The organism is Actinomadura sp. NPDC047616 (assembly GCF_040642915.1).
GTDB lineage: Bacteria > Actinomycetota > Actinomycetes > Streptosporangiales > Streptosporangiaceae > Spirillospora > Spirillospora miaoliensis.
Genome location: NZ_JBEYTB010000004.1, coordinates 510,348 through 527,439, shown reverse-complemented (window position 1 = coordinate 527,439; position 17,092 = coordinate 510,348). Strand labels below are relative to the sequence as shown.

General features: G+C 75.6%; 16 protein-coding genes. 8 read left to right on the top strand and 8 right to left on the bottom strand.

What is annotated here, in order from left to right:
* Nucleotides 1–145 precede the first annotated feature (145 nt).
* Complete coding sequence (locus ABZ801_RS13195; RefSeq protein ID WP_344959578.1) at nt 146–1,279, top strand: glycosyltransferase family 4 protein; 1,134 nt, start codon at nt 146–148, stop codon at nt 1,277–1,279.
* Here ABZ801_RS13195 and ABZ801_RS13190 read toward each other — a convergent pair.
* The gene (locus ABZ801_RS13190) at nt 1,276–3,309 is read right to left on the bottom strand and encodes a PQQ-binding-like beta-propeller repeat protein (protein ID WP_360696907.1); all 2,034 of its coding nucleotides are present in this window, start codon (nt 3,307–3,309) and stop codon (nt 1,276–1,278) included. The genes ABZ801_RS13195 and ABZ801_RS13190 overlap by 4 nt on opposite strands.
* Before the next feature lie 108 nt (nt 3,310–3,417).
* Between ABZ801_RS13190 and ABZ801_RS13185 the strand changes: the two genes are divergently transcribed.
* The 5 genes from ABZ801_RS13185 (at nt 3,418) to ABZ801_RS13165 (ending at nt 8,788) form a co-directional block, all read left to right on the top strand.
* Nucleotides 3,418–4,029, top strand: coding sequence for an HD domain-containing protein (locus ABZ801_RS13185; RefSeq protein WP_360696904.1), 612 nt, complete (start codon nt 3,418–3,420; stop codon nt 4,027–4,029).
* A gap of 65 nt (nt 4,030–4,094) precedes the next feature.
* The gene (locus tag ABZ801_RS13180) at nt 4,095–4,595 is read left to right on the top strand and encodes an SRPBCC family protein (protein ID WP_360696901.1); all 501 of its coding nucleotides are present in this window, start codon (nt 4,095–4,097) and stop codon (nt 4,593–4,595) included.
* Between the two features lie 21 nt (nt 4,596–4,616).
* Nucleotides 4,617–5,351 (top strand): acetoacetate decarboxylase family protein, encoded by a 735-nt coding sequence (locus ABZ801_RS13175; RefSeq protein WP_360696898.1) that lies wholly within the window; start codon nt 4,617–4,619, stop codon nt 5,349–5,351.
* Nucleotides 5,348–6,097 (top strand): SDR family oxidoreductase, encoded by a 750-nt coding sequence (locus ABZ801_RS13170; protein WP_360696895.1) that lies wholly within the window; start codon nt 5,348–5,350, stop codon nt 6,095–6,097. Before ABZ801_RS13175 ends, ABZ801_RS13170 begins: the two co-directional genes overlap by 4 nt.
* Before the next feature lie 156 nt (nt 6,098–6,253).
* Nucleotides 6,254–8,788, top strand: coding sequence for an ATP-binding domain-containing protein (locus tag ABZ801_RS13165; protein WP_360696892.1), 2,535 nt, complete (start codon nt 6,254–6,256; stop codon nt 8,786–8,788).
* Between the two features lie 3 nt (nt 8,789–8,791).
* Here ABZ801_RS13165 and ABZ801_RS13160 read toward each other — a convergent pair whose 3' ends face one another.
* From ABZ801_RS13160 to ABZ801_RS13135, 6 genes are all read right to left on the bottom strand, one after another.
* The gene (locus ABZ801_RS13160) at nt 8,792–9,646 is read right to left on the bottom strand and encodes a glycosyltransferase (RefSeq protein WP_360697132.1); all 855 of its coding nucleotides are present in this window, start codon (nt 9,644–9,646) and stop codon (nt 8,792–8,794) included.
* Nucleotides 9,647–9,734: 88 nt separating this feature from the next.
* The gene (locus tag ABZ801_RS13155; protein WP_360696889.1) at nt 9,735–10,562 is read right to left on the bottom strand and encodes a CDP-alcohol phosphatidyltransferase family protein; all 828 of its coding nucleotides are present in this window, start codon (nt 10,560–10,562) and stop codon (nt 9,735–9,737) included.
* On the bottom strand, nt 10,552–11,607 hold the full coding sequence (locus tag ABZ801_RS13150) for an iron-containing alcohol dehydrogenase family protein (protein ID WP_360697129.1): 1,056 nt from the start codon (nt 11,605–11,607) through the stop codon (nt 10,552–10,554). Before ABZ801_RS13150 ends, ABZ801_RS13155 begins: the two co-directional genes overlap by 11 nt.
* A gap of 92 nt (nt 11,608–11,699) precedes the next feature.
* A complete protein-coding gene (locus ABZ801_RS13145) occupies nt 11,700–12,443 on the bottom strand; it encodes a phosphocholine cytidylyltransferase family protein (RefSeq protein ID WP_344959598.1) in 744 nt (247 codons plus the stop codon).
* Nucleotides 12,440–13,075 (bottom strand): DUF5941 domain-containing protein, encoded by a 636-nt coding sequence (locus tag ABZ801_RS13140; protein WP_344959600.1) that lies wholly within the window; start codon nt 13,073–13,075, stop codon nt 12,440–12,442. The genes ABZ801_RS13145 and ABZ801_RS13140 overlap by 4 nt, the downstream gene beginning before the upstream one ends.
* Nucleotides 13,072–14,607 (bottom strand): CDP-alcohol phosphatidyltransferase family protein, encoded by a 1,536-nt coding sequence (locus ABZ801_RS13135; RefSeq protein WP_360696885.1) that lies wholly within the window; start codon nt 14,605–14,607, stop codon nt 13,072–13,074. Before ABZ801_RS13135 ends, ABZ801_RS13140 begins: the two co-directional genes overlap by 4 nt.
* 130 nt (nt 14,608–14,737) lie before the next feature.
* On the opposite strand from ABZ801_RS13135, the gene ispD reads away from it, so the two are divergent.
* Nucleotides 14,738–15,463: a 2-C-methyl-D-erythritol 4-phosphate cytidylyltransferase gene (ispD, locus tag ABZ801_RS13130; RefSeq protein ID WP_360696882.1), complete on the top strand. Its 726-nt coding sequence runs from the start codon at nt 14,738–14,740 to the stop codon at nt 15,461–15,463.
* Nucleotides 15,460–16,254: a glycerophosphodiester phosphodiesterase gene (locus ABZ801_RS13125; protein WP_344959607.1), complete on the top strand. Its 795-nt coding sequence runs from the start codon at nt 15,460–15,462 to the stop codon at nt 16,252–16,254. Before ispD ends, ABZ801_RS13125 begins: the two co-directional genes overlap by 4 nt.
* Here ABZ801_RS13125 and ABZ801_RS13120 read toward each other — a convergent pair.
* Nucleotides 16,251–17,090, bottom strand: a complete 840-nt coding sequence (locus ABZ801_RS13120; RefSeq protein WP_360696880.1) for a hypothetical protein — start codon at nt 17,088–17,090, stop codon at nt 16,251–16,253. The genes ABZ801_RS13125 and ABZ801_RS13120 overlap by 4 nt on opposite strands.
* Nucleotides 17,091–17,092: the final 2 nt, after the last annotated feature.

Below are 17,092 nucleotides of genomic sequence, written 5' to 3'. Positions count from 1 at the left end.
CGCCGCGGCCCCCGGTCCCGGTCGCGGGACGGGTCGCCGACCGGGGGCGGCCATCGCGCGGTAAGGCGGAATTAACACACAATTTCCCTGGCCCGCGCAGACTCGACGATGGACGATTATCGGCACCGATCCGGAGTGAATGCCCATGCGGGTCTGCGTTTGCACGATTGTGCATCATCCAGAGGATGCCAGGATTTTGCACCGGCAGATTCGCGCGCTGCTCGACGCCGGTCACGAGGTCACCTATATCGCGCCGTTCCGGGCGTGCAACGTGACGCCCTGGCGGCGGGTGAGCCCGGTGGACGTGCCGCGCGCGGTGGGACGGCGCAGGCTCCGCGCGCTGCGCGCCGCGCACCGGGCGCTGGAGGAGCACGCCCCGTACGCCGACGTGATCCTGCTGCACGACCCGGAGCTGCTGGTCGGCCTGCCCCGCTCGGTGCGCAGGCGCACGGTGGTGTGGGACGTGCACGAGGACACCGCCGCCGCCCTCACCGCAAAGGGCTGGGTGCCCGGTCCGGTGCGGCCGCTGCTGCGTCCCGCCGTGCGGCGCCTGGAGACGCGCAGCGAACGCCGGCACCGGCTGCTGCTGGCCGAGGAGGGCTACCGCGCGCGGTTCCAGGGCGAGCACCCGGTGGTGCCCAACACCACCTACGTGTCCGACCTGCCGCCCTCCCCGCCGGACGGCCACCGCGCCGTCTACGTCGGGCACCTGTCGCGCGCCCGGGGCGCGTTCGACATGATCGAGGCGGCCCGGCTGCTGGCGCCCGAGGGCGTCCTGGTCGAGCTGATCGGCGCCGCCGACGGCGACGTGCGGCCCGCGCTGCGCGACGCCCAGCGCGAGGGCGTGCTGCGCTGGTACGGCTTCGTGCCCAACGACCGGGCGCTGCGCATCGCCGAGGGCGCCATGGCGGGCCTGGCGCTGCTGCACGACGAGCCGAACTACCGGCATTCGATGCCGACCAAGGTCGTGGAGTACATGGCCCGCGGCATCCCGGTGATCACCACGCCCAATCCGCCCGCCGTGGAGATCGTCGAACCGGCCGGCTGCGGGTTCGTCGTCCCGTTCGGCGACCCGGCCGCCGCCGCCGACGCGATCCGGCGGCTGCGCGACGACGCCGAGCTGCGCACCGACCTCGGCAAGCGCGGCTACGAGACGGCGCGGGCCCGGTTCCACTGGCCGGTGCACGCCGAGCGGTTCGTCGCCCAGCTCGAACAGTGGGCCGGACGCACCACCCCCGGCCCGGTCGTGGCGCCCCAGCCCGAGCCGCTCGCCGACTAGGACGGCTCGGGGGAGCGCCCCGCTCCCCCGGTCAGCCCGACGGCGGCGGCGCGGGCCAGCCTGCTGGCCGCGCCGGGCGGGCGGGCGGCGGTGACCACGACGATGTAACGGTCGACCCGCACGGCGATCGTCCCGGCCGTGGGGCCCAGCTCGTACGCCTCGTCCCCGCCGATGTCGGTGCGCCGCCGCGCCTGGGACTGGACCGCCCGCAGCGTCTCCATCAGCGCCGACGCGGCCTGCCCGGTCGGCGCCACCCACTTGACGGTCACGGTGAGGCTGCGGGCGCCCCACTCGTCGTCGTCCGTCCCCGGGCCGCTCGCGCTCGGCTCGGGGGTGCGGCGGTCGCCGTCCTTGCCGGGGCTCTTCTTGCCGGACACCCCGCCGCCGGAGGCGCTCGCGCTCGGTGACGCCGAGCCCGGCCGGTCCGGGGAGGCGGAGTCCCGCGGCGCCGCCGGGACGCCGGAGGGCTGCTCGGAGGGGCCGCCGGACGGCGCGACGGTCAGCGGCGGGGCGTCCGGCAGCCCGTCCCGCTCCGGCGCCTCGTAGGTGCAGCTCACCGGATGCGGCAGCTTCTGCTCGCCGATCCGGTCGCCGCCGGGGCGGGCACTGCCGGGATCCAGGCGCGCGGCCAGCAGGTCGGGCCGTTTCAGCAGCGCGCAGGCGTCCGGCCAGTCCGCCGCCGGGGTGCCGCCCAGCTCGGCGGGGCCCGGCCCGGCCGAACCGCCGCGCAGCGCCACCAGCCGGGCGGCGCCCCCGGGACGCGGCGTCGCGGTCGGCACCGCCGCGTACAGCAGCCCGCCCGCCGCCGCCAGCCAGGGCCGCGCCCCGTCCAGCTCCGGGTCCATGGCGAACGGCGCCGCGACCGTCCGGCTGCCGCCGTCGCCGGGTTCGACGACGTCCACCCCGGCGGGCAGCAGCGCGCCCGACAGCCGGGGCCGCAGCGCGTAGATCCGGCCGCCCGCCGCGGCCAGCGCCGCGTACGCGGGGGCGTCGCGGCGCCAGGCCGCCTGCCCCGACGCCGTCTCGACCGCCTCCAGCCGCCGTTCGCCGCGGCGCGCGCCGTTGGGCCGGTATGCGACGACCAGGCGGCCGCCGGCGACCACGGCCGGGCAGATGGCGTCGCCGCACACGTTCTCGCCGCCCCACTCGGCCAGCCGGTGGCCGTTCTCGCGGTAGGCGCGCAGGGCCGTGCCGTCGTCGGCGAGCGTGACGCCGTCCAGCACCGTCACCTCGGGGGCCTCCGCCGACTCCAGGGGGCGCGTCCAGCGCACGGCGCCGGTGTCCGGCCTGACCGCGATCAGGCGGCTCGGGCCCTTGGCGCAGTCCAGGGCGAGGACGGCCGTCGTCTCCACGGAGTCGGAGGCGTGCGCGGCGCCCTCGAACAGCCGGCAGCCCGCCGGGAGCCGCTGCGTCCACAGCCGGGCGCCGTTGGCGGCCGACCGCCCGTACAGGACGCGGCGGTCGCCGCTGGTGGTGAGCGCGGCGTCCGAGCCCGCGGGCCAGCGCAGCGTGGTGCGGGCCACCGAGGCGGGCGTCTCGTCGGCCTGCCGCCACAGCTCGGCGCCCGACAGCGCGTCGAAGCCCACCATCATCCGTTCGCCGCGGTCGCCGTCGCGTTCGAAGTAGCCGACCAGCCGCGAGCCGGTGGCCGCCCAGCCGAGCATCGTCCAGCCCATGCGCCGGTAGCTCCAGCGTTCACCGCCGGTGCGGGCGTCGCGGACGTCCAGGCCGCCGCCCGAGGCCAGCACCGCCTGCCCGTGCGCCACCTCGAACGCCACACTGTTGTAACCGGCCAGCGGCCCCCGGTGCACCGGCGCCGAACGCTGCCAGCTCGTCGCCAGCGGGCCCGGCGGGGGGCCGACGTCCGCCAGCGGCGCGACGGGCACGGCGGTGACGCTGTGCCGCACCTGCCACCACTCGGCGCGCGTGACGGCCCGCACCACCAGCACCCCGCAGACGGCCACGGCCAGCACGCCGCAGACGACGCCGACCGCCGCCCGCCGGCGCCCGCCGAACCGCCTGCCGCCCACGCCCGTGCCGCCTCCTTCCGCCGTCACGTACTGTGCTGCGAGAACGTCTCCACCATGCCGTGTTCCACGCCCCCCGCGCGACACGGCCAGGCCAGAACGGAGGTTCCGGTGGAACTGTTCACCACGTGGCGGACGTGGGACCAGGCCCGCGCGGCCCTCGCCGCGTCCGGCGCCGCTCCCGCCGACCTTGCCACGCTGGACCGGGCCGTGGCCGCCGCGCGCCACTGGCACGGCGACCAGACCCGGCCCACCGGCGCCCCCTACCTGGAGCACCTGCTGGAGGCCGTCGAGGTCCTGGCGCGCGGACGCGGCGTGACCGACGTGTCCGTCCTGGCCGCCGCGCTGCTGCACGACGTCGTGGAGGACACCGGCGCCACCGCCCGCGACGTGGAGGCCGAGTTCGGCCCGTGGGTGGGCGAGCTGGTCGAGTGGGTGACCAAGCCGCCGTCCGACGGGCTCGGCCGCCAGGCCAAACGCGCCGCCAAGGCCGCCTACCTGCGCCGCCTGCGCGACGCCCCCCGTGAGGCGATCATGGTCAAGCTCGCCGACCGGATCAGCAACGTGCAGACCCTGGACCGGATGCCGCCCGACTTCCAGCGCCGCTACTACGCCGAGACCTGTACCTACATCATCCCGCTGGCCGACCTGCCGGACGGCGGCGACCCGTGGTTCGCCGAATGGTACGCCACCTGGCGGGCCCGCTTCGCCCACCTGCGCTGACCGGACCCGCCCGACCGCCCGCCCCACACCGGACGGCGGGCCGCCGGGTGCGGGATCATCGGGGCATGGAACGCGAGTGGGTGGCCGAGGAGAGCGTGCTGGTCGACGCCGCCGCCGCGGCGGTGTACGAGGCGGTGTCCGACCCGCGGCGGATGCGCGAGTGGAGCCCGGAGCTGTTCGCGGTGTGGGTGCGGGGCCGCGGCCCGGCCGGCGAGGGGACCCGGTTCGTCGGGTTCAACCGGATCGGCTGGCGGGTGTGGTTCACCACCTGCGAGGTGACGGCGGCGGTGCCCGGCGAGGTCTTCGCGTTCCGGGTGTCGAGCTTCGGGATGCCGGTCGCGCTGTGGGGCTACCGGGTCGAGGGGGTCGGCGAGAACTCCACGCGGCTCACCGAGTACTGGCACGACCTGCGCCGCGACCAGCGGGGGGCCGCGTTCGTGTCGCTGCTGGGCCGGGTGTTCACCGGCGTGCCCGCCGAGCGGCGCGCCGAGGTCAACCGGCGCGGCATGCGCCGGACGCTGGAGCGCATCAGGGCCGCGCTGTCCGGCGGGGTGACAACAAAATAAGAACCTGTTCTACTTAGTGGTGTGAGCACCGCCACCGATGTCCACGTGATCCAGGGCGAGCGGGTCGCCCTGCCCGTGCGGATCCGGGACGCCGCCGTGGCCTCGGCGATGTTCGCCGTCCCGGCGGGCCCCGCGCAGAGCCTGATCGCCTACTCCGGGCTGGAGGTGGCCGAGCCGCTGCCCGGCCGGGCGATCTGCTCGCTGGCGTTCGTCCGGTACGCCGACGGCGACCTCGGCCCCTACCACGAGTTCGCCGTCGCCTTCCTCGTCCGAGCCCCCGGCGCCTCCGGGGGCCGCCGCAAGCGCGTGGGGGCGTTCATCCACTGGCTGCCGGTCAACCAGGAGTTCACCTTGGACGCGGGCCGGTCCATCTGGGGCTTCCCCAAGGTGCTGGCCGACATGCCCATGGACCTCAGCGGCCGGATCAAGCGGTGCGCCGTGCGGTTCGGCGGCCGCACCGCGATCGAACTGGCCGTCAAACCCGGCCTGCCCGTCCCCGCCGGGCGTCCCGGCGGCCGGACGGCGCCCCGCCTCGACTCCTACTCGTGCCTGGACGGCGTCACCCGCCACATCCCCTGGACGGTGTCGCCGTCCGGGCTGCGGATGCGGCCCGGCGGCGCCGAAGTCAGGCTCGGCGACCACCCCGTGGCCGACGAGCTGCGCGGCCTCGGCCTGCACCGCGCCGCCGCGCTGAGCAGCAGCACCATCGCCCACCTGACCATGACGTTCGGCGCCGCCGAGGAGGTGCCCTCGTGAAACGCACCGCACTGGTGACCGGGGCCGCGAGCGGGCTGGGCGCCCTGGCCGCTCAGCGCCTGGCCGCGGCGGGCTGGGACCTGGTCGCGGTCGACGTGGACGAGGACGGCCTGGCCCGCACGGCGGCGCGCTCCCCCAACACGCACGTCCGGGTGTGCGACGTCGCCGACCCCAAGGCGGTCGAGGAGGTCGTCGCCGAGGCGGGCGCGGTGCACCGCCTGGTGCACGCCGCCGCCGTCGGGCCGCTCGTCCCGGCCCTGGAACAGCCTCTGGACGAGGTGGAGCGGGTGCTGCGGGTCGACTACCTGGGCACCGTGCACGCCGTCCGGGCCGTCCTGCCGGGAATGCTGGCGCGCGGCGGGGGCGACCTGGTGCTGTTCTCCTCGCTCGCGTCCTGGGTGCCGACGCCCAAGACCTCCGCGTACGCCGCCGCCAAGGCCGCGGTCAACGCCTACGCCGAGTGCGTCGCCGCCGAACACCGAGGCGGCGGCGTCCGGATCCGCGTCGTGTGCCCGCGCCAGGTCGACACGCCCGGCTTCCGCGCGGCCGCCGCGGCGGACCCGGCCGCGACCGCCGGGATGAAGGGCATGCCCCCGCGCGCGGTGCTGGACGCCGTCGACCGCTCCCTGGCCCGGCGCGACGAACTCCTTTACGTCTACCCCGACGCCCTCACCCGGGCCACCGTGCTGGCCAAGCGGTACGCCCCCGGCCTGCTGCGCCGCGTCCTGGCCCGCGCCACCGCTTGATCGTCTCGGCCCGCTGCTTGATCATCGGAAGACGCGGGCCGGGGCCGCGACCGCGTAAGCTGTCTCTTTCGCCCCCTTGGGGCGCACCGCCGAGCACCTCGGCAGGACAGCAGGTCAGCGCAGGTCGCGAGGGAGCAGCCCGGAATGTCGTCCCCGGTGACGGATGGGTCCGCCAAGACCACGGAGACGGTCAAGGACCAGGAGATCGCCGCCGAGCAGCGGTACGTCGACCGGGCGTACGCGCGGCTGGAGGAGATGCGCGAGGACGCCAAGGCCATGCTGCGCGAAGGCTACCGGCAGGCGCTGGCGGGCACCAAGGGCTCGCTGGTCGACCGGGACGCCATGGTGCACCAGGCGGCGCTGCGCGCCCAGGCCCTCGACGTCGCCGACGACGGGCTGGTGTTCGGGCGCCTCGACCTCTCCGGCGGCGAGATCCGCTACATCGGCCGCATCGGCGTGCGCACCCCCGACCACGACTCGCTGGTCATCGACTGGCGGGCGCCCGCCGCCGAGGACTTCTACCGCGCCACCCCCGAGGACCCGCGCGGCGTGGTGCGCCGCCGCGTCCTGCACTCGCGCGGCCACACGGTCGTGGACCTGGAGGACGACCTGCTCGACCCGTCCGCCGCCGACGGCATGGTGGTGGTCGGCGACGGCGCGTTCCTGGCCTCCCTCGCCCGCACCCGCGAGGGCGCCATGCGCGACATCGTGGCCACCATCCAGCGCGAGCAGGACGAGGTGATCCGCGCCCCCGCCGACGGCACCGTGCTGGTGCGCGGCGCCCCCGGCACCGGCAAGACCGCCGTCGCCCTGCACCGCGTCGCCTACCTGCTGTTCCGGCACCGGCGGCGGTTCGGTTCGCGCGGCGTGCTGGTGGTCGGCCCCAACCGGCGGTTCACCGCCTACATCGAGCGCGTCCTGCCGTCCCTCGGGGAGGAGTCGGCGGCGCTGCGGTCCCTCGGCGACCTGGTGGACGGCGTGTCGGCCCGCACGCACGACACCCCGGAGCTGGCCCGGCTCAAGGGCTCGGAGGTCATGGCCCGGGTGCTGCGCCGCGCCGTCACCGACCACCCGCCCGGCGCGCCCGACGAGCTGCGCGTCGTCCACAAGGGCGTGATCGTCCGCCTCGACCGGGCCCGGCTCGACCGGCTGCGCGCCGACCTGCACCGGCGCAGCCGCGGCTCGGTCAACGCCGCCCGCGCCCGCGCCGCCGACGCGCTGCTGGACGCGCTGTGGGAACGCTTCACCGACCTCGGCGGCCCCGAGGCCGCCGCCCAGGCCGAGGAGGCCGACGCGGGCCTGTGGAACGCGCTGCTGGCCGCCGACGGCCTGGCCGCCCTCGACGAGGGCGACGCCCCGGGCTCCTCCCGCGCCCGCCCCGACGAGCGCGACACCCGGCGCGAGCAGTTCGACGCCCGCGTCCGCGAGCAGCGCGAGTTCGCCCAGTTCCTCCTCGCCTGGTGGCCGCTGCGGCGTCCGCTGGACGTGCTGCGCTCCCTGGGCGACCCGGCCCGCCTGCGCCGCGCGGCGGGCCGCGACCTGGACCGCGACGCCGTCACCCGCCTGGCCGAGGCGTGGTCGGCGGCCCTGGGGCCCGACTCGCGATCCGGCACGGAGCCCGTCCTGACCTACCAGGACATCGCGCTGCTGGACGAGCTGGACGCGCTGCTCGGCTCCCCGCCGCGCCCGCCGGCCCGGCGCCGCCCCGCCGCCGAGGACGACCCGTTCGTCGTCGACGGCGTCAACATCCTGACCGGCGAGGAGATCGCGGACGAGTCGTGGGAGCCGGAGATGCAGGAGCTCACCACGTCCATCGAACGCCTGGAACGGGCCCGCCGGGTCGACGACGAGGTGGTCGAGGAACGTCCCGAGTACGCCCACATCGTGGTGGACGAGGCCCAGGACCTGTCGCCCATGCAGTGGCGCATGCTCGGCCGCCGGGGCCGGCACGCGAGCTGGACGATCGTCGAGGACCCCGCGCAGAGCGCCTGGGAGGACCTGGACGCCGCCCGCCGGGCCATGGACGCCGCCCTCGGCGTCGACAAGCCCTCACCCCGGCGCGGCCGCTCGTCGTCGCGGCGGCGCCCCCGCAAGCCCGCCGCCCGCGCCCGCTACGAGTACGAGCTGACCACCAACTACCGCAACTCCACCGAGATCGCCGCCGTGGCGTCCCGGGTGCTGGCCCTGGCCCTGCCCGACGCCCGCCCGGCCCGCGCCGTCCGCACCTCCGGCATCGACCCGGTCGTCCGCGTGGTGCCCGAAGCCGACCTGATCTCCTCCGCCCGCGCCGCCGTGGCGGAACTCCTCACGCAGGTCGAGGGCACGATCGGCCTGATCGTCCCGCTGGAGCTGCGCAACCGGCCCGAGGGGCAGACCTCCCTCCCGCTGACCGACGCCCCGGACACCGCCGAGGAGCACACCGGCGCCGCCCCGTCCTGGACCGCCGCCGACCGCGACCGCCTGGCCGCCGGCTTCCCCGAACGCGTGCAGGTCCTCGACGTCCTGGAGGCCAAGGGCCTGGAGTTCGACGCGGCCGTGATCGTCGCGCCGGAGACCGTCGCCGCCCAGTCACCGCGCGGCCTGCGCGTCCTCTACGTCGCCGTGTCCCGCGCCACCCAGCACCTGACCGTCCTGACCACCAGGCCCGGGTGGCGCGACACCCTGACCGGCGACCGGCGCCCCGCCGGATGACGGTCAGATGATCGGGGGGCGGCCCGTGCGGGTCATGCGCCAGGCGGTGCGCCAGGAGATGGGGCGGCGGGCGCCCGCCGGCTTGCGCCACCCCTCGAAGAAGCCCTTGAACCACGGCTTGAGCGCGCTCGGCCTGCGTTCCCGCAGCACCGTCATCCCGACCCACACGGCCAGGTAGGTCAGCGCCAGCGGCCACGGCAGGTTGCGGCGGGCCAGCCACACCCGGTTGCGGGCGTTGTAGCGGTAGAACATCGCGTGCCGGGTCGGCAGCACCGCCGGGTGGTACATCACCGCGGACGCGTCGTAGACGATGCGGTAGCCCGCGTTGAGGACCTGCCAGGCCAGGTCGGTCTCCTCGTGGGCGTAGAAGAAGTCCTCCGGCAGCCCGCCCCCGGCGTCGAACGCGGCGCGGCGGACCGCGCAGGCGCCGCCCAGGAACGTCGTCACCTCCGACGACCGTTCGGGGTCGCCGGCGCGCAGCCGGGGCACGTGCCGCCGCTCACCGCGTCCGCCCTCGGGATCGCGGACGCGGAAGGAGATGATCCCGAGGTCGGGTTCGGCGGAGAAGCGGTCGCGCACGTGCGCACCCAGCCGCGGCGAACGGTACCACCCGTCGTCGTCCAGGAAAAGGATCACGTCGCCGCTGGAGGCCTCCACGCCGCGGTTGCGCCCCGCCGGGATGCCCACGTTGGTCGGCAGGCTGATGGTCTTGACGCGCTCGTCGTCGAACGGCGGCACCGCGGCGCGGCCGCCGACCGGGTCGACGCCGTTGCCGACGAGCACCACCTCGACGTCCACGTGCTCCTGTTCCAGCGCGCTGCGCACCGCGCGGGCCAGCTCGTCCGGCCGGTTCCCCATGGTGAGCACGACAACGCTGAGCTTCACGGGCGTCCCCCCACGGCGTCGATGTCCCCGGTCCACACGTCGTCCCCGGTCCGCGCGGCGCTCACTTCAGCCTCCGCGAGGCCAGGATGCTGATCAGGTGCAGCAGCGTCTGCAGGACGGCCACGACCGCCACGGCGACGGTCAGCACCCGGATCGCGGCCGGGGTCTCGGTGCCCAGCAGCGTGTCCAGCACAGTAGCGGCCAGGATCAGCAGGGACAGCTCCACCGCGCCGATGATGCGGTGAAAACGCAGCATGGACGCGGCCTGCCGGGCCAGCGCGATGCCGGTGGAGCGGGGCCGCAGCGCCCGGTCGCCGCCGACCGGGTCGGCGGGCAGGCCCGACTTGGCCCGCGCCACCACCACGTTGTCGGTCTCGGCCTTGATCAGCGCGGCGCCCACCGCGGCCAGCAGGCCCAGCTCGGCGTAGCCGCCGGTCTGCCAGCCGCCCTGCGCGGCGTAGCCGAGGCCGATCAGCAGCGCCACCTCCGACAGGTAGTGGCCGATGCGGTCCAGGAACACCCCGGCCACCGACGTCTGCCGCAGGTAGCGGGCGACCTCGCCGTCCACGCAGTCCAGCAGCAGGTACGCCTGGATCAGCAGGGCGCCGCCGAGGGCCGTCCACAGCGGGTCGGCCGGCAGCGACACCACGACGCCGGCGGCCACGCCGCAGGCCATCATCAGGTAGGTGAGCTGGTTGGGGGTGAACCCCAGCCGCAGGAACAGCCAGGCGAAGTACGGCGACAGCGCGCGCATGTACAGGCGCCCGGCCCAGTGCTCCTCGTTGCGCCGTTCCTTGAGGCCGGGCGGCTGCCCGTGGCGCCGCACGTCCGCGACCGTCGCCGCGCTGCGGGACGGGCGGACGGCGTCGGCGGGCAGCTCAGCCTCCATGGGCTTGGACATACTCTTCAACCGCCTTGAGGATCGCGCCCTTGTCGAGGCCGAGATGCTCCAAGATCGTATAGCGGCCGGGGCGGGTGCGCGGGGCGTACGCGACGGCCTCGGCGAACTGCTCGACGGTCAGCCCGACGTCGCCGGGCAGCCGGGGCAGCCCGTGCCGCTCCAGGCAGGTCATGACCTCGGCGAGCCGGTCGGCGCCCGTCCCGAGGCGGGTGGCGCGCAGGTGGTAGCAGAAGGCCGCGCCGATCCCGGCCAGCTCGCCGTGGTTGGCGGTGCCGGGGAACATCTGGTCGATGGCGTGCAGGATCTCGTGGTCGCCGCCGCTGGAGGGCCGCGACGAACCGGCGAAGGACATGGCCATGCCGGACAGTACGAGTCCCTCGGCCAGAACGGTCAGGAACCGGTCGGACTCGATGGAGCCGGGCTGGTTGAGCAGGGCCTCGGCGGCGGTGCGGGCCAGCGTCAGCGCCAGCCGGTCGACCGGCTCGCCGCACGCCTCGGCGGCCAGCAGCCAGTCGTCGACGGCCGACAGGTTGCTGACCACGTCGCCGATGCCCGCGCGCACCAGCCGCGGCGGCGCGGCCCGCACGTAGTCCAGGTCGACGATCATCGCCAGCGGCATGACCACGCCGAACGAGCCCTTGCCCTTGTCGTGCTCCAGGGAGGCGACCGGGGAGCAGATGCCGTCGTGGGACAGGTTCGTGGCCACCGACACCATGGGGATGCCGGCGAGCGTGGCGGCGTACTTGGTGGCGTCGATGGTGCGGCCGCCGCCGATGCCGACCACCGCCTCGTAGGACCCGCCGCGCAGCTTGGAGCCGAGGCTGACCGCGGCGTCGACGGTGCCGCCGTCCACCCGGAACAGCTCGCAGTCCTCCAGCGAGGGCTTGACGTGCTCGGCGATCTGGTCGCCCTGGCCGGGGCCCACGGCGATCGCGACCCGGCCCTCGGTGGCGATGCGGCGGTCGGCCAGCAGGTCGCCCAGGGCGGCCACGGCCCCACGGCGGACGTCGATGGACAGCGGCGCGGTGAGCATCCGCGTCAGCAGGGGCATGTGCGTTCCTCGCTCGGTCGTCCCGTACGGCGGAGGGGAGGGGCAGGGATACCGCGACGCGGCGGGAGCCCGGGTCAGTAGCCGGCGGCGATCCGGCGGGCCTTGGCCAGGTCGTCGTGGTTGTCGACCTCGACCCACTCCACGGCGCCGATCGGGGCCACGGCGACGCGGCCGCCCCGGTTGACCAGCTCCTGGTAGCCGTCCTCGTAGTACAGGTCGGGATCGCGCTCCCAGGTGGCCTGCAGGGCGTCGGCCAGCGGCCCGGCGGCGGCGGGCTCGATGAGGGTCGCGCCGATGTACTCGCCGTACGCCTCGGCCGGGTCCATCAGCTTGGTGATGCGGGCCAGGTCGCCCTGGTCGTCGAGGGTGACCTTCATCTCCTCGTCGGCCAGAGTTTTCACGTTGTCCACCGCGAGCAGGATGTCCGGTCCCCGCCCGGCCAGTAGCGTCTTCTCCACGCTCACCGGATGCACGGTGTCGCCGTTGACCATGAGGACGCCCTTGGAGAAGTGCTCGCGCGCCAGCCACATGGAGTAGGCGTTGTTCCACTCCTCGGCCTTGTCGTTGTGGACGAGGGTGATCGACACGCCGTACCGCCGTTCGAGGTCGGACTTGCGGGTCTCGACCGCCTCGGCGCGGTAGCCGACGACGATCACCACGTCGGTCAGCCCGACCGCGCTCAGGTTGCCCAGGGCGATGTCCAGGATGGTGGTGTCGCCGTCGGGCCCGCTCCGTACGGGGACCAGGGCCTTGGGCAGCGTGTCGGTGTACGGCCGCAGCCTGCGTCCGGCGCCCGCCGCCAGCACCATGCCGATCATGATTCCTCTTCCTCCAGGTCGACGATCACGCCGCTGTCGCGCCCGGTCCGCAGCCAGGTCGTGACGCTCTCACCCGCGAACAACACGCCAAGGTAGGCGGCCAGCGCGGCGTACGCGAACGGGAGCGGCCCGGCCAGGCCCGCCGCCGCCACGACCAGCGTGCGGCCCTCCCAGCCGAGACCGGCCCGGAGCACCCAGGCGCCCGGCCGCAGCCCCTGACGGGTGCGGTACACGGTGTCGTAGTGGTGGTAGGCCAGAACCGCGAGCAGCACGTACACCAGCGGTGCCGGCACACCCTGCGCGAACCCCAGTCCGGCCAGGTAACCATACTCGATCGTGCGCAGCAGGGGCGGGACAAGCCAGTCGAACCTTCCGTTATGCGGATGTGTCGCAGCCGCCCCCGTCAGCAGCACCACCGCCACCGGCAGGAACAGCGCCGGCCCCCGATCCGCGCCGAGACCGGCCGTCATCAGCACGGCGCCGAGGGCGACGGCGACCAGCACGCCGGGCAGCGGCGGCAGCCGGCCCCCGGCCAGCCGGGCCAGCGTCAGGCAGATCGGGCCGTCGTCGCGCAGCAGGTACGGCGGGACGGGGACGCGGGCGTCCGGGACGCGGATCGCCGGCATCGTCATCGCACGATCACCTTCCTCCTCCGGCCGGTGAGCACACGGGTGGCGAGCCGGTGGGCGAGGGCCAGGCCGCCCCACGCCAGCAGCGCGACGAACGTCACGCGCGCGTCGAACAGCGCCGCCGTCACGGCGATGAGAGCGATCCGCTCGCCGACCGGCAGCACGACGACCTTCCTGGCCCACCGCAGGGCCTTCCTGGACGGCGCCGGGCGGCGTTCGATCGGCCCGTCGTCGGGGGCCGTCAGGGGGGCGGTGCGCTGGGGCAGGGGCCGCCGGCCGGGGCCGACCGGACGCGACGCGAACGAGTGGTCGAGCGTGTGCCGGACGGTCTGCAGCGTCATCGCGGCGACCGCCAGCCCCCACACCGCCCCGGAGCCGTGCCCGGCGGCGATGGCGCCCACCGCCAGCCCCGCGTACACGCCGTACTCCTTCACGCGGTCGAGGAGCACGTCGAGCCAGGCGCCGAGGGCGCTGCGGCGGCGCGTGAAGCGGGCGAGCTGGCCGTCCACGCAGTCCAGCACGAACGCCGCGTACAGCAGCGCGGCGCCCGTGGCCACGCCGCCGCGGGTGCCCGCCGCGAACCAGACCGCCGCTAGGACCGCCAGGCCCAGCGACATCCACGTCACGGTGATCGGCGTCAGCCCCCGGCGGGCCGCCCACCGCACCAGGTGGGGGCTGTAGGAGCCGACCGCGTACGTGGCGAACACCCCGTCGTCGCGTTTGACGGCCGCGGCGAGCCGCACCCGTTCCTCGTCGGCCTTCTCCACCGCCTCGCGGGCGGCGACGGCGGCGTCCGCGCTGCCGACGCGCGGGCAGGGCAGCCGCGGGTCGCCGCAGTCACGCACGGGCACGCCCGTGCGCACCAGCCCCACGAGCAGCAGGTGCGCCGCCTCGGGTTCGACGACGGTCAGGGGGAGCGCGCGGGCGTCCCGCAGCAGGTCGGCCAGTCGTCCGGCGAGGGCGGCGAGGTCGTCGGTCCGGTCGGCGGCCACCCGCAGCACGCCGGGCGACGCGGCGTCGGGCGCGGTCACCCGATGGTACGGCGACCCGGCCGACATGATCCATCCGTCGTACCTGCGCACCGGCACGGTGCCGTACCCGCCGCCCCGCGGGACGGTGACGGCCGTGACCGGCGCGTCGTCGCCGTCCAGCAGCAGCCTGCGCAGCAGTTCGGCGCCGACCACCACGTCGCCCGGCAGCAGCAGCACCGGCTCGCGGGCGTGCCGGGCGATCCGGGCGATCTCCCGCAGGTCGGCGGCGGGGCTCGGCGACTCCAGCACGAAGTGGCCGTCCTTGTGCAGGGCGGGCGCCATTTCGGGGCGGGTGACGATGACCGGATCCGGTACGTTGAGCCTTGCCAGCTGCTCGCACAGGCGCGTCAGGAGCGTGGGCGCCTCGTCCGCCGCCTCGGCGGCCCGGCGGGGATCGCCTCCGCAGGGCAGGACGGCCGCGGGACCCGGGTCCGGGCCGCCGCCGTCCCACCCGGTCGCCATGATCACCGCCACGGTCATCGGCGCCTCCGGATCGCGTCGCAACAGGGTAGGAAAAGGGATGCGCACCGCGCGGGCGTCGCGCGGCGCCGGGCCGGCGAGCGCGACACCGGCGCCGGCACGGACGATTGCCCAGAGTAGCGGCACGACCACGGAGTGAGAGGTCACATTGACAGTGGACACCGCGACCCGGACGGTCGCCGTGGTGCTCGCGGGCGGGGTCGGCGCGCGGCTGGGCGCCGGCCGGCCCAAGCAGCTGCTGGAGGTCGGCGGGCGGCCCATCCTGGCGCACGCCGTCGCGGCGTTCGACGGCCACCCGGACGTGGCGGAGGTGCTGGTGGTGATGGCGGCCGGGCACGTGCGCGAGGCCGCCGCGCTGACCGCCCCGTTCCGCAAGGTCACGGGCGTGATCGAGGGCGGGGCCACGCGCACCGCGTCCACCGCCGCCGCGCTGGCCGCCCTGGCCGACCGTCCCGACGGCACCCGCGTGCTGTTCCACGACGCGGCCCGCCCGTTCGTCGACCGCGCGGTGATCGACCGGACGCTGGCGGCGCTGGAGGACCACGACGCGGTGGCGGTGGGCGTGCCCGCCTCCGACACGATCGTGGCGGTCCGCGACGGCCTGGTCGCCGACATGCCGCCGCGTTCGACGCTGGTGCGCTTCCAGACCCCGCAGGGCTTCCGGCTCGGGACCGTCCGCAAGGCCTACGAGCTGGCGCTGGCCGACCCCGATCTGGTCGCCACCGACGACTGCGGGGTGGTGCACCGCTACCTGCCCGACGTGCCGATCCGGGTCGTCGAGGGCAGCGAGCACAACCTCAAGGTCACCCACCCGCTGGACGTCGCCCTGGCCGAGCACATCGCCGAGCAGATCGCCGCCAACCCCCCGGAGAACACGTGATCTTCGAGAACCCGCCCACCGTCATCGGTCATCGCGGCCTGGGCTCGGGGCACGTCCCGCTGCCCGGCCCGCCCGGCGCGGACGGCGACGGGCCGGACCCCCGCACCGTCGCCGAGAACACCCTGGAGTCGCTGCTGGCCGCGCTGGACGCGGGCGCGACCTGGATCGAGATCGACGTGACCCGCACCGCCGACGACGAGCTGGTGCTGCGGCACGACCCGACCACCGCCGACGGCGCGTTCCTCGTCGACACGGCGGCCGCCGAGTGCGGGCTGCCACTGCTGGCCGAGGTGTTCGACGCGCTGCCGCCGGGCGTGCCGGTGGACGTGGACGTCAAGACGATCCTGGAGGACGCGGTCGACCCGCCGTCCCGGCGCACCGGCGCGCTGCTGGTGCCGCTGCTGCGCCGCGAGGCCCGCCGCCGTCCCCTGCTGGTGACCTCGTTCGACCCGTCGCTGCTGCTGCACCTGCGCGAGAACCTGCCCGACCTGGCGGTGGGCCTGCTGACGTGGCTGCGCTTCCCGCTGTGGCACGCGATCCCCGCCGCGTCGGGGCTGGGTGTGCAGGCGGTCGGCCTGCACACCGGGTCGTGCGGCTTCGAGCACCCCGACACGCGGCTGCGTCCGCTGGAGCACTGCGTGGACGTGGCGCACAAGGCGGGCCTCGAGGTGCTGGCGTGGTGCCCGTCGGCCGAGACGGCCCCCGCCTACGCCGAGGCGGGGGTGGACGCCGTGGTCGTCAACGACGTCCCGGGCGTCGTCGCCGCCCTGGACGGCGCCGCGCCGGCCTAGGCGGGCGGCGGCGGACGGTCGTCGCCGCCGCCGTACGCCCGCGTCCACTCGCCGGGCTCGTCGTCGTCACCGGGCGTGGAACCGGACCGGGGCGCCGTCCCCTCGTCCTTCCCGGACGTGGGCGGAGCCGGGATCTCCTGCTGGTCGGACCGCTGCGCGCCGCCGGGCGGCGGGGCGGACCCGAACTGTGGCTGGGCCTGCCCGTACTGGGGCTGCGGCTGGCCGGGCTGCGGCTGCTGCCACGGCTGCTGCGGCCCCTGCCCCCACGGGCCGGGCTGACCGCCGTACGGGGCGGACTGGCCGCCGTAGGGCGCGGACTGGGCGCCATAGGGGGCGGGCTGGCCCGGCGCCGCGAAGGCCGGCCCGTGCGGCTGCGCCAGGCGGCCGGGCCCCGACGCGGCCGCGGCCCGCCAGCGCGAGGGCACCGCCGAGCCCGCCACCAGGATGACGCCGATCAGCAGCAGTATGCCCATGCCGCCGACCTGCGCCACCACCAGGCCGTACTCCCTGCTGAGCAGGGGCAGCTCGATGCGGATGGCCCGGCCGGGCAGCAGCATCCACAGCAGCCCGTACAAGGTGAACACCGCGCCGGGGATCAGCGACGCCACCGGCGAGACGCGAGTGGTCACCAGAGCCGCGACGCCCGCCGCGAGCAGCAGGATCAGCAGGCCTCCGAGCAGGCCGGTGCCGGTGGCGAACTCGCCCCGGAAGTACACGGCGGTGTACCGCCACTGCATCAACAGCCGTTCGGACCCGAAGATCAGCAAGGCCATCAACACGGGCGTGCCGACGATCCCGATCCCCGCGCCGATCCCGTGACGCGCTCCGCCGGTCATGG